This window comes from Candidatus Ruminimicrobium bovinum (genome assembly GCF_902760015.1).
Classification (GTDB): Bacteria; Elusimicrobiota; Endomicrobiia; order Endomicrobiales; family Endomicrobiaceae; genus Ruminimicrobium; species Ruminimicrobium bovinum.
In genome coordinates this window covers 1-12,020 of sequence record NZ_CACWEU010000052.1, presented here as the reverse complement: position 1 = coordinate 12,020, position 12,020 = coordinate 1, and the positions used below count along the sequence as shown (strand labels likewise).

Sequence of the window (12,020 nt, the reverse complement as noted above, 5' to 3'; positions counted from 1 at the left end):
TATCGGTATTTTTTATATTTACGATTGTTTGCTCTATTTGTTGTTCCGTTTCCTTTAATTTTATATTTATAAGATTTTTAAATTTATTTTTTATATCATTACCAATGTCACTGTTTAATATTTCCGTTACTTCATCGTTTTGTAACTGAAAAAATGCACACTCTATCAATTTATTCAAATCTTTATTATTACTGTTTTTATTAAGGAATGTTACTAATCCGTTTATATCTTTGACATTAACATAATACAGTAAAGTATCCAACAAACTTTCATCAATATCATCAAGAATTAATATATGTCCCGTTTCTCCGTTTAAAAGGACTTTTGAACCTTCCTTCAAAACAAATTTTTGACCTAAAACATCCTCAATATAAAGATTGTCTTCGTCCCATATTCCATCCGAAATATTTACCGCAGGAATACCTGCTTCGTTAGTAACAATACTTGAATGTGAAATTTTACTTCCCGTGGTGGTTATTACCGCTTTTGAATTTAATATTACATCCGTATCTTCAGGAGTTGTATATGAAGTTGCCAATATTTTATTTTTATCTGTATTTGTTTTATTTAATGTTATTTTTCCGTAAACATATTTTCCGTTACCTGCAGAAACACCGTCGGCAATAATTGAAGGAGTATCAAAATAAACAATTTCTTTATCAAACAATTTCTTTCTGCTTTGTTTTTCAAATTCTGATATATCTTCAATTTTTGTTGGAACATTATACCTGTTATCTTTTAAAACTTTATTAAGAGTATCATATTTTAAATTTACGGTTTCGGTTAATGTTACAAGTTCGGTATAAGCATATTTAAAATTCTTCCCGTTTGGCTCGGCTAAAACTTTAACCGATAAAAACTTATCTCCTGATAATTTTATATAACCGCTTTTTAACACCAAACCGCCTATATTGGCAACGGTGTTAAAATTAAATTTATTATTATCAATAAAATTCAAAAATTCTGCTTGTTTTACCGAATCGTTTTCATTTGTTTTAATATGGTTTATAATTCCGTCACTAAAATTAAACTTTGAATTAGGCATAAACCTGTTTGTATTTTTATCAAAGACTATTCTTCTTTCGGCAAAAGCTTTTTCTAAAGGATTATTTATATATTCGTCTATTATTTTCTGAGTTATTAAACCTTCTTTAAGTATTTCATTCGGTATCAACGGCAATTGTTTCAAATTATAATATTTAAGTTCTTCATTAAGTTTTTCTATTTCCGAATTTAATACATCAAACCTTACTCTTTCATCGTTGCTTAAAAATAAATTTACCGGTGCCTCCGCTTTGAAATATTCATGAGATTTGCTTCTGTAGTTAAACCACATAAAGCCGTTTGAAAAAACCTTAATAAAACCGTTAATTTTATTTTCCAATTTTTCCTGTAATTCTTCTTCAACTTTTTCCCTGTTAGGATTATTTCTGTAAGAGATTCTGGAAAAACCGTAATAGTTGCCAAGTAACACATCCAATTCATCGGAATGTCTAAACAAAAATATTATTTTTTGTACCAAATCAACAAAGTCCGTATTATCGTTTATTCCCGTACTTTTATCTATATTTTTCCTTAATGTTAAAACATCCGATGCGGAGTTACCAAACTTTTTATTTTTATCTTTATTTTTTGGAAAGCCGAGTTCTTCTTCTAAAATTTTTTTAAAATAATTAATTCTTGCTTTATTTCCAACATTATTGGAACTTTCGGTAAAACTTAAATTTATCTGCTTATTTTTAAAATCAAAATGAATACTTATGCTATGAACTCTTAGCCTGCATGTCCAAAAAAGTTCATCATTACGTATAATTAAATTATTTATACTTGTATCATTACCTTGCAGTAAAACGGTAAACAAATCCAATATTTCTTTATTTATGTTTTTATCGGATAAATTATATCCTTCAATTTTCACATTACCGTATTGTGTAGAAATTTTTTGAATATTTGCATTGTCTTTAAAATTCAAATTGATATTTGCTATAAATTTTTTAGCACTTGTTTGATGAACGGCATTTATTAACGAATTCAATGATGTTATTTCGGATAAAGCATTATCTTCCCAATTGCCCGCTTTAAAATGATGATATATATATTCGACATCAAAATCTCTTCTGATTTTTTCCAAAGATTTTCTTAAATTTATTACATCCTGTGAATATTCACCTTCCGGATCAATCATTTCAAAACTTTCTATCATTCTTTCAATATTTTCACAAATATCATTAAATTTTTCTTCTATTTCTTCATTTGTTTTACCTTGTCTTATAAAATCCGAAAGCGAACTCAAATTTTCTAAAGCTTTATCATTATATAATCGTAAAGTATTTTCATCTTCCAACTGTTTTAAAATTTCCTGAACATCACTATCATTACTGTTTGTTTTTCCGGTAAATTCCGTATATATTAATTTTCTTTTTATGATACATTTATTTATATCTTCTTTATTTTCTTTGTATATATGTCTTAAAAGAGGAGTAAACGAAAAATACGGGTTTACATTTCCTCTGTCTCTAAAATCGTATAAATTATCCAAATACAATTCTTCTTCAAGAACGGCATTATCATATAATTGATTTAATTTATCTATGTCAATATATTCCGTTTCCATTTCATCTATATAAGCTAAATTTGAAACTGCTTTACCGATATATTTTGCAACCGTTTGTCTTTTTTCAAAATTGTTTTTTTCATTATCAACAAAGTCATACATCGTCTCTATAAAAATATTTAATATATTAATCGGCATTTTTTGGCAAAAACTTGTTATTTCTTCAGGCGTAAATTCATGACAATTTTTAACAATACCTTTAAACAACAATTCGTCAACTTCTTTGTTCTCTTTTTCTTGTTCAAAAACATAATATTTAAATATATTTTTTATACTTTCAGTATCTTTTAATTTTTCTAAATAGTCTTGCTGATTGATATTTTGTTCATCTAAATTATCTAAAATTTCAATCAATAATTTTATTACGGGGCGATGTAAACCGTTTTTAAAATATGTTATTTTTTGTTTATCAAATTCATAAACTTCAAATATAAAATTAAAAGCGGTATCAACAAGTTCACCATTTTTAATATTATTTATTGCAATATTTCTTATTGTTTCAATAGTATAGTCATCACTTGTCCCATAATATCCTACAACTTGTTTATACACAGGTTTTACCGCTTCCAACAACTCTTTAGTTTTCTCATACTGTTTTTTTTCTGCTAAATTGGCAGTTTTATCAATAATATCTTTTAGCAAAAATTTTATAATAGGCAAAGTATCGGCATTTAAATTATCTTTTAAAGTTTCAAACTCATTTATGTAAAAATTGTCAAAATTAATTTTTCTTAAATTTTTTATTGTTGTTTCTAACGGTCCTTTATCAAGTTGTTCAATATCGGTTCCGTTTGAAATATCATAATTATAAATGGTGTAAAAATACATTTTAACATCATCATATTTTGAAAAACTATTTTTTAAATCGGCAGGAATTTCTTTATTATTAATAAAATTTTTTTCATAAAGTTTTTCTATTATATATTTTATAACTTCAGCATCGGATGTTTTTTGAAGTTTTTCCTTCAATATTTTGTAAGGAAAAGTATCCGTTTCAATAATATTGTCAACATCCTCTTTTGTTACTTTTTTGTTACTTAATATATGACTAAGCAATGCTAAAGGCAAATTATTTATTGTTCCCTTTAAAATAAGAATATTATAAATTGAATGTGCAACAGATGAAGCAACAAATGCAACAAAAGAACATCCCGGAAAAGCCAATGAAAAAACTATAAATGTACCTGAAAACAAAACACCGGGAACCATAAGTTTTTTAAAAGTCCTGTTTTCATTTTCCTTATAGCTATCTTTTTGAAAATAATCTGCTATTAAATGTGCTAACGGAAAGACAAAAATACCGAATATTGCAGTTACGGCAAAAGGAACGGCTGTCAAATCAGGAGAAACGGTTGAAAATGAAGATGCTATAAAAGGAATATAGAACAACACAAAATTTTCTGCTATAGGTGCCAATATTGTTTTATATATTAACTCTATCTTTTTTCCAAATGATTTAAACAAATCTTTAAAAATAACGGCTTCTGAAAAATTATTTCTTCTACCTGTTTTTTCATCTTTATTTTTTATCGAAGAATAAACATTTTCTATTGTTTTTTCTTTACCGTTTTCAATATATGTTACCGCATATTTTATTTGTTCATCTTCTATTGAGTAATAATCCAATTTTAATATTTTAACATTATCGGGAACTTTACTGTTTAAAAAATTTAAAATATCTTTTTCTTTAAAATTTTTAAAAGTATTATCATTTTTTATGATATAAAATATATCATTTAATATTGTAGGAATTGCAATTTCCATACTTTGACACAAAGCTTCAACATTTATTGTGTTTGTTAAAATATTGGCATTATATTTTATTGTATCGGTATAAATTTCTTTTGCTTTATCTATATCCGAAGTTATTTTAGGTGTAATAATTACATAAGAAATTTTGTTATTTTCTAATGTATTTTCCAAACCTGTCGTGTGAAAACCGCCGGTAACAACCAATTTTATTTTTTTATTTTGTAAATTTTTTTCTATATATCTTAAAGCATCCGATGTATTTTGAACATCCGCATTATTTTTATTTTTTTCTTCTATTAATTTTTGTGCAAAAACGGAATCCCTTTTTATATTATTTTTATGATATAAACTTAATAAATTTTGATATTTATCCAACTCCGAAACTATTTCATCCGAAGAATAAGATAATAATATTTTTTTAAATTTGGTAAATAAACTATCAAAGTTATAATAGTTCTTTGCAGTAATATCAGCTAAAAAATAATCCTTTATTTTAGGCAGAAAATAAGATAAAAACAAAACTTCGTGTTCATATTTATTTTTTGCCAATTTTGAAAAAACGGTATCAATTAAATTTTCTTCTTCATCAATAAATTCTATCGGGTTTATATTTTTATTAAATTCTATGTATTGTAAAAAATTATTAACATTTTTAAGTTTAAGTTTTTCCGTTATTTTGTAAATTTCATCAAATGCCAACAGTTTTTGACTGATATTTGTTATATCTTTTAAGTTATTACTTTCGTTTAATAAATTTACATATTCGCCGTAACTTATTTCCGCTTTTAACGATGCCACAAATTGTTTAATTTCGGACGGTAATTTATTTTTATTTATATGATTGTTTATTTTAAGTAAATTTATATATGCTGCTATATTCGGATAATTCTTTAAATCTATATTGTTTTTTAATGCCGTATTTTCCAACAAGCCATAGTAACCTGCAGGTGTTAATTTTTTATTTTTGAATTTTGTTATTATTCTTTCAAATTTTCTTAATTCTCTATTGTATTCAAAATAATCTTTTTTTATTGAATTTATGTCTTTTTCAAGTTTTGAACATATTTGTTCCACGTCAGGTCTTTTATTTATAATTTCACCGAACAATTTTATATTTTCTTTATATAAACTTTCTTCTTCCATCGGTGCTATTATTTCATTTTTACCGCTAATTGCCGAGTAATATTCGGTTCCGCTTAATTGACCGTTATCAACCAAACTTTCCAATATTTTACTGCCAAATTGTTCATTTTTAAAATCGGAAAGCATTTTTGTATTTATATTTTTATAAGCACCTTCAAGATAAATTCTATCTATATTGTATTTACTGCTTAAATATTCCAATATTGAAGCAATATTTCTTTGCGTTTGAGGATGACAATGTAAATCCTGTATATTTATTATAAGTTCCCGGCTGTCATAAAATTTAGATGATGTAACTTTACCTAAAGATGAAGGAAGAAACGATGAAACTACAAAATTTGCATTTGAAAAAGCAAATGAATTTGCAGGCATAAGTATTGTAACAAGAAAACTTAATGCTACAATAACAGCTATAGTTTTTTGATAGAGTAATTTTATAATCTTTTTCATAATATTTTTCAAAAAAGAAAAACCCCGCATAAAAAATTAAGCGGGATTTACAAAAAAACACCTGTAATTATTGTTAATAACAACAGAATCTCCATATTTACTGCCAAACGAATATTTCAACAGCATTTCCAAAAAATATATGGTAAAACTTTTTATATTGTCAATAAAACCTACATCATACTCATGAAAATAAAAATTACCGGCAAAAAAACCTGTTGCCGATAAAGAAAAATTTAATTGATTATTAATTGTTTTGCTAAATTGAACAACGGATAATATTGACGGTTCATTATCGGTTGCAGGAGTTACGGGTTTTTGTGTTTTACTTTCTTCTTTTGAATTTTTTTGAAATATGTTACCTGCAACAGAACAAGCAAAATCATTTATTGCTTTTTCAACAACAAAAACTGCGGAAAAAATATCATTTTGAGCAGATAACTCGTCTGTTATAATTTTATCGGCATTAATATTTACCGGCACAAAAAAAGATTGAAGCATTATAAAAAACATAATAATGCAACAAAACAATTTATTAACTATACTTTTATAATAATAAAATATATTATTAATAAACATAAAACCTCTGCTTACATTTTACCAAAAAAAAGCAATCATAATCAATTTTTTTTTAGTAAAAAACTATATATTAAAATAATCTACGGAAAAATTTTTAAAAGAACACTCATATTTGTTTATATCATCAAAATAAATCTCAAATCTTTTAAAAACATCTCTTTCGGTATATATTGAGGAAAAATATTTTCTCATTTCATCCTGTTGCAACGGATTTTTTATACGGGAAACAAGCTCGTCCGTTATATGTTCATATTTTTGAATTGAACGATTTGTATTAACTACGGATATTTTAGGTTTTTTATTATTTTTTATGCTTTTTATTTTTCTGAAATTGTATATTTTTGTAAGTAAATATGTAAAATACCTGTCTGCTTCCGGTAGTGAATATCCTATAAAACACCAATGATCGGCTTCAAACAGTAACTGTTCAACTTTATCCCAAACCTGCATTATGTATTTATTTTCATAAATCCTGTTATTACTCGGATGTATTATATAAGGTTCTAAAGTTGTCATACCGCAACAGTAACATTTACCTCCGTTTACTAATTCCAACGGCTTCCCCTGCTGAGATACCCTTGAGAAAACTTTACCGCAAGTAGCACACAGAAGCCAATTAATACTGCCGTGCGGTCTTAACAGATATATTTTCCTTTTTCGCGGTCTGTGAAACCATTGTTTAAGCCGATAATTACCGAGTTCAATACCAAAATCCACATCTATACTTTTCTGTTCATTTTTATCATACATTGACAGTAAAACTCTATCAAGACATATATCGTAATTAAATGTTATAAAAGAACAATTTATATTTTGTCTGTTTTTATATGTATCAAAAATTTTTCTGCCTAAAATAGTATAAGGACTTTGACTTTGTAAATTTAAAATATTATGTTCCCGTAATTTTGCATCCGTCAATGTTGCAAACATTATTCCTTCAAGTAAAAAATCATAATATTTTTTTATTTTATCAACTTTAATTTTACCTATATTTTCTCCTCTTCGAACGGATGTTTCCAAAACATTAAAAATAGACTCAAGTGAAATATTGCTTTTGGCAATTTTCCCGTTAAAAAGAGTTTTCAACAATTCGTTTATTTCTTGCGAAACTTTTTTATATTCTGTTGAGGATAGTTTATCTTTTAATGCAAATTTTCTTTTTAAAATATTTTTTAATATTTCATCTTGAACCGGCAGCTTATCATCTTTACTTGCTCCGGCACCTACTATAAAAACATATTTTTTATTCAAATCCAAAGAAAAATTTTTCATTGTTCCAACACGATATTATAATCCTGTATATCAACCGAATCGGTTGAAATTATTTCTATCGATTTTTTAAATATTTCATTCAAATGTTTTTTTCTTTCGTTAAAATATTCGGCGACTGAAGGATGTAATTTTATTTTTATTTTACCGTTATATTTTTCAATTTTCATTTGTTCTATTTCCTTACATACTGAAATAAAAATTGTTTCTTTTGACAAAACAAGTCCCAAACCTTTACATGTAGGGCATGTCTCACCCAACAATGCAAATAACGATTCTTTTTTCCTTTCTCTTGTCATTTCTATAAGGCCGAGTTTTGTAATAGGCCATATTTTTATTTTTGCTTTGTCACCTTTTGTCGATTTTTTTAATTCTTCCAAAACTTTCTTTCTGTTTTTTTCTTTCTTCATATCTATAAAATCTATAACGATAATTCCGCCGATATTTCTTAATCTTAATTGTCTTGCAACTTCACGGGCTGCTTCCATATTTGTTATTGTAACAACTTCTTCCTGTGTATTATTGTTACCCGTAAATTTACCGGTATTAACATCTATGGCGCATAAAGATTCCGCTTCCTGTATTATCAAATAGCCGCCGGACGGAAGTCTTGCTTTATTGGCTCTTAAATTTTTAATTTCTTCTTCTATTTTGTAGGCCTTAAATATAGGTTGTTTACCTTCATATAAAACTATTTTTTCTTCAAGCTCGGGAGAAACCGTGCGAACAAAATCCTTAACATCATTTAATTCCTTTTCATTATCTATATACATTAATTCGACATTTTCATTAAAATAATCTCTAACTACCTGAAATACTACTCCCAAATCTTTGTGAACCGGAGTTCCAAACTGAACGGTATTAAATCTGTTTAAAATAGACCCCCATAAACGAACTAAATATTTTATTTCATTTTCTATTTCGGATTCCGTTGCACCTTCGGCCTCGGTTCGGACTATAATACCACCGGCAATTTCTTTTTTTATTTCTTTTATTATATTTTTTAATCTTGTATATTCTTCTCTATCTTCTATTTGTTTTGATATCCCTATATTATTGCTAAAAGGCATATATACCAAAAGTCTTCCGGGAAGAGATATATCCATTGTTACCTTCGGACCTTTTGTACTTATAGGTTCTTTATATACCTGAACCATTATTTCCTGATCGACTTTAAGCATATTTTCGATATTTTTTTCATTTTTTGGAGCAACAATATCATTCATTGCCAAATACGCGCTTTTACCGAAACCGATATCAACAAATGCCGAAGATAATCCCACGACAATATTCTGAACTTTTCCTCTATATATATTATTTAAAATTTTTTTTGTTTCTCTTCTTTCTAAAAACAAATCGGACAACCGATTGTTTTCCAAAACTGCAACTCTTGTTTCTTCGGGTGTCATATTCACCACTATTTCTTTATTCATTAATAAATCCTTTTTGTTTTAACATCAAATATATTCTTGATACGGAATTGTTTATCCACTCGGAAATATCCTCATCGGATTTCACCTTATCATCAATAAATGATACGGTTTTATGTTCTTTGCTGTACTGTTTCATAACATTTTCACTTCTCACCGAAACGGGATAACTTGTTAAAACCAAATTTATATTTTTTGAGTCACAAAGTTGTTTTATTAAATCAATATCGGTCAAAATCCATTTGTTTATAATTTCAATTTTTTTATCATATTCGCAATTACCTATTGAAAGAATTGCCGATATATCCTTTGAAATGTTCGGCATATATTTATCCAGTAATCCGGAAAAAAACAATATATCTTTTATAATTTCACCTTCATACATCATAAACATTACAACCAATCCTTTGTAACACAAATTATCTTTATTAAAAGGATCTGCCAATATCCCGTCTTCAAAAGCCCTAAGGGCATTTTCATAATATTTTTCATCATCTTTTAAAAGATGCAAAGCTCCTAAAGCATAATGAAACATACTTTGATTAGGTTGTTTGTTTATAATCCTTACTAAAAATTTATGTGCTTCATCAAATTTACCTTCATAAATTAAATTCCAAGCATAAGTATAAGATGTTACGGAAGAAGCAACATTTATATTTTGAGCGGAAGAACTGTTTAACAAATAAAATTTAGGAATTACCAAAGGTTTAAACCTGTTACTATCATCAATAAAAAGTTGCCTTCCTACAATATTGATTAAATCCGTAAAAGTATTTTTATTTAAAACGGAATATTGTTTTGCAATTTCAATATTTATATCTCTTACCGATACTACTTTGTTTTTTCTGTTTTTATGTTTATATTTTCCAAATACCGAAAAACCGTATAAATTATAATAATTGGCTTCACCGACATTTAAAATTATTGTTGCATTTTTCTTTTTTATATTTTTAAGAATGTCCAATGCTTCGGATGTATTAATGTCGTTTTTTGATATGGGTATCAAAGAAATAACATTATCATTCTCAAGTTTTTTCCCCAACTTGTAAAAATATTCTTTTGTATTATCTCCCAAATAAGAATTATCCATAATATAAACTACCGATTTTTCCTGACAATAGGACACAGTATAAAAAAATACAATAAAAAATAATATCAGCACTTTTTTAAATTTCATAAAAAAAACTTCCCTTTTTTATAAACATATTCTCTCTTTTAATATACAAAATTTTCACATCATTTTCATTTAAATTCAATAATACCGACAAAATACTATTTAATTTAACATTATTTTGTTGTTTTATTTCAAGTAAAATTTTTATTTTATTTTCAGAAATTTTTGATATTTCCAAAATTTGATCTTTTACATCAACAATAGTTTCTTTTTGTTTCTTTACTTTTTTTATAAGAATCTCTTTTTGTTTTAAAAAAGAATTTATTTGTTCCCGTGTTATATTAACACCTTCTATGCTATATTCAACAACATTAACCAAAGAATTAATTGCAGGAAATTTTAAGGGTAAATACTTTGCCTGCAAAATTTTATAACCTTCGGGCAAAACTTTTGAAATTTCCGACATTATATTTTCTTCAGAAACTTTTTGTGTCATATATAGGTCTACATATTCACAATCACTTTCATGCCCTACCGAAACAGCCGGTCCGAACGATGTTTTTATTAAAGGACTAAAACCTGCAGTATATGTAACCGGAAGAGAAGTCCTTTTTAATGTTCGTCTTAAAAAATCTATCTGTTCAAGTTGAGATAAATACTTAACAAGTCCCTTCCTTGAAAATTTTAATAAAACCCTAACAGATGATTGCGTAGGTAAATTATTTGTCAAAGCATAATTTTTAGGTAAATTGATATCCCTTTTATAATTCGTATAGTCGGAGGAATCATTCTCGGAAATACCTTTAAGATAATCATTGTATAATTGTTCATTCGTTAAACCGAGATTTATATGCTGCCAAGGTAATATTTCATTTTTACTTCGTTGTCTGTATACGTAAAAATTCAAATCAAGTCCGGCTTCCGCAACGGATTGTATCCATTTATCATAGTTAAATCTGTCGGTCCATTGGTCAAATCTCAGTCCTTTTTGCCATGCAATATATATTGCTTTTGATAATTTTCTGTCACCTCTTGCCAAAACCGCCTCAATAATACTTTCTTTATAATCATGTGCTTTAATCGTTGCAGGAACATTTTTTTTCAAACGGCTTATAACATCGGCAAAATATTCCGCAGAAAACATTGCTTGCCACTGAAAAGCAGTTTGTGCTTTAGGAACAAACGGTGAAATTGTTATGTTAAAATTTAAACCTTTTGTTATTTTTTTAATTTTATAAATTAATTCACTTATTGCAGATATATCCTCTTCGGTTTCCGTTGGAAGTCCTATCATAAAATATAATTTTATTGTTTTCCATCCCATAGCGTTTGCAGATGTCAACGTATTTATAATATCCGTTTCCGATAAATATTTACCTATTACATTCCTAAGTCTGTTTGAACCCGCTTCCGGAGCAAAAGTTATTGTCGGTTTTTTATCCCTGTTAATATATTCGGCAACTTTTAAAGAAAATTGATTGCATCTCATGGAAGGTAAAGAAACGGTTATATTTTTACTTGAATATTTTTCGTTTGTTTTTAAAAGAAGTTCCTCTAAATTTTTATAATCCGTACATGATAAAGAAGAAAAAGAAACTTCTTCATACCCTGTTGCGGCAATTCCTTTATCCAATAAATTTAAAATATTTTCTGTACTTCTTGCACGCCACGG

At 27.0% G+C, this 12,020-nt stretch carries 6 protein-coding genes; all 6 read right to left on the bottom strand.

Annotated features, from left to right (window positions below; genetic code table 11):
* On the bottom strand, nucleotides 1-5,959 hold a 5,959-nt coding region (locus ACMUOV_RS01950), incomplete at its 3' end, for a PEP-utilizing enzyme (protein ID WP_413853266.1).
* Nucleotides 5,960-5,995: 36 nt separating this feature from the next.
* On the bottom strand, nucleotides 5,996-6,535 hold the full coding sequence (locus tag ACMUOV_RS01945) for a hypothetical protein (protein ID WP_413853264.1): 540 nt from the start codon (nucleotides 6,533-6,535) through the stop codon (nucleotides 5,996-5,998).
* Between the two features lie 63 nt (nucleotides 6,536-6,598).
* Nucleotides 6,599-7,807, bottom strand: coding sequence for a hypothetical protein (locus ACMUOV_RS01940; RefSeq protein ID WP_413853262.1), 1,209 nt, complete (start codon nucleotides 7,805-7,807; stop codon nucleotides 6,599-6,601).
* Nucleotides 7,804-9,237 carry an Rne/Rng family ribonuclease gene (locus ACMUOV_RS01935; protein WP_413853260.1) on the bottom strand — a complete coding sequence of 478 codons (1,434 nt, stop codon included), beginning with the start codon at nucleotides 9,235-9,237 and terminating at the stop codon, nucleotides 7,804-7,806. The genes ACMUOV_RS01940 and ACMUOV_RS01935 overlap by 4 nt, the downstream gene beginning before the upstream one ends.
* Nucleotides 9,230-10,411, bottom strand: a complete 1,182-nt coding sequence (locus ACMUOV_RS01930; RefSeq protein WP_413853258.1) for a tetratricopeptide repeat protein — start codon at nucleotides 10,409-10,411, stop codon at nucleotides 9,230-9,232. Before ACMUOV_RS01930 ends, ACMUOV_RS01935 begins: the two co-directional genes overlap by 8 nt.
* Nucleotides 10,401-12,020: TIGR03936 family radical SAM-associated protein (locus tag ACMUOV_RS01925; protein ID WP_413853256.1), on the bottom strand; the 1,620-nt coding region annotated here is incomplete at its 5' end. The genes ACMUOV_RS01930 and ACMUOV_RS01925, both read right to left, overlap by 11 nt.